The sequence below is a fragment of the Alteromonas sp. 4NH20-0104 genome (assembly GCF_057547795.1).
The window spans coordinates 1-1,349 of record NZ_BAAJLP010000069.1 but is presented as its reverse complement, the minus strand read 5'-3'; the positions used below and the strand labels follow the sequence as shown (position 1 = coordinate 1,349).

The window sequence follows — 1,349 nt, the reverse complement described above, 5'->3', positions numbered from 1 at the left end:
TCGTCATCCCGTATATGGACTCCTCTTGTCATGCAATACCTATTTTGCGATGCTGTCAGGTGTGAGATGCGTGCGTATATTCGGACTCTTAACAGGTAGCTAGCCTTGTCCACTGATGTGCTCGCTCCCCCATGCCTTTTACGGCTTTAAGGTTTTTCCAACCGCCGGGATGAACAGGCGCTTGGGGGACGGTCTGACCTGATTAACGTCGCATTACTGGTATTGCAGAACCTGGTTAAATGGTGACAGACTCAGGGGCTTGATAGGGCTGTTGGTAGTGCACCATGGCCCAGGCCATCCTGACGGTTTTATTGGCTAAAGCCACGGCAGCTCGTCGTAATCCTCGTCGCTCTATTAATTGCTTCATCCAGACTTCGCGGGTATTTTTCGGTGGACGTTTAGCGACGATTTTTATTTTCGCCAGCGCGCCCTGGATAAGGTTGGCCCTGAGTTGCTTTTTGGCAATGCGCTGACTGATACCCAGCATCACGACTTTCCCCCCGCTGCTGTGCTGTTTGGGTGTCAGGCCAATACAGGCTGCTGCCTCCCGGCCGTTCTTAAAGGCTTCGCCGCGCGTCCCGAGTGCGAGATAGAGGTTCAGGGCATTGACCGGCCCTACGCCATCGAGCTTCTGTAATTCATTACATTGCTCATGTGTTTTCAGTTGAACGCGGAGCTGCTTTTCGGCCTCCCTGACTTGTTGCTTTAAACTTATCCAGAACTGATATTGTTGATGCAGCGGTGCCCGAAGCATCATCGGTAAACCATTCTCAGCATCTTCCAGGATATCGGGGAGACGTTCCCGGAAGGCTTTCTCTCCTTGTGGTATCACAAGGCCGAACTCAAACACGATAGCACGAACCATGTTACTGGTAGCTATCGCCGTATCCTGGTAGTGCTGACGCATTTTCTCGAGTGCTTGCAATGCTAACTGGTCATCATTTTTAATGCCCACTGGTTTTAAGTTAGGTTGACGCACCGCAATACCAATCGCTACCGCATCATTTTTATCCGTTTTATGGCCTTCTACGAACTTCTTCACGAAGCGGGCTGAAATGAGTACGGGCCGATGGCCCAATGCTCGCGCTTGCTTCGCCCAGTAATGGGCACTGCCACAGGCTTCCATGGCAACAACAGAAGGGGATTGTTTGGCTAACCAGCCAAGCACCTGCTGACGGCGTAACTCTCGATTGGTTTTAATCTGGTTTTGCTTATCTAAAATACAAACCTGAATAACATTCTTTGCTAAATCCAGGGCAATTACGTTATCTTGATACATGTATGGACTCCTGTTTATTTGTGCAAGAAATAACCTACCTCCTTCGGGGGGAGGAGTCCATACATCGGCC

Annotated in this window: 1 protein-coding gene; it reads right to left on the bottom strand. The window is 50.2% G+C overall.

Annotated elements, in window-relative coordinates:
- Window positions 1-235 precede the first annotated feature (235 nt).
- Window positions 236-1,279 (bottom strand): IS110 family RNA-guided transposase, encoded by a 1,044-nt coding sequence (locus tag AC27IB_RS23440; protein ID WP_487124046.1) that lies wholly within the window; start codon window positions 1,277-1,279, stop codon window positions 236-238.
- Window positions 1,280-1,349 lie beyond the last annotated feature (70 nt).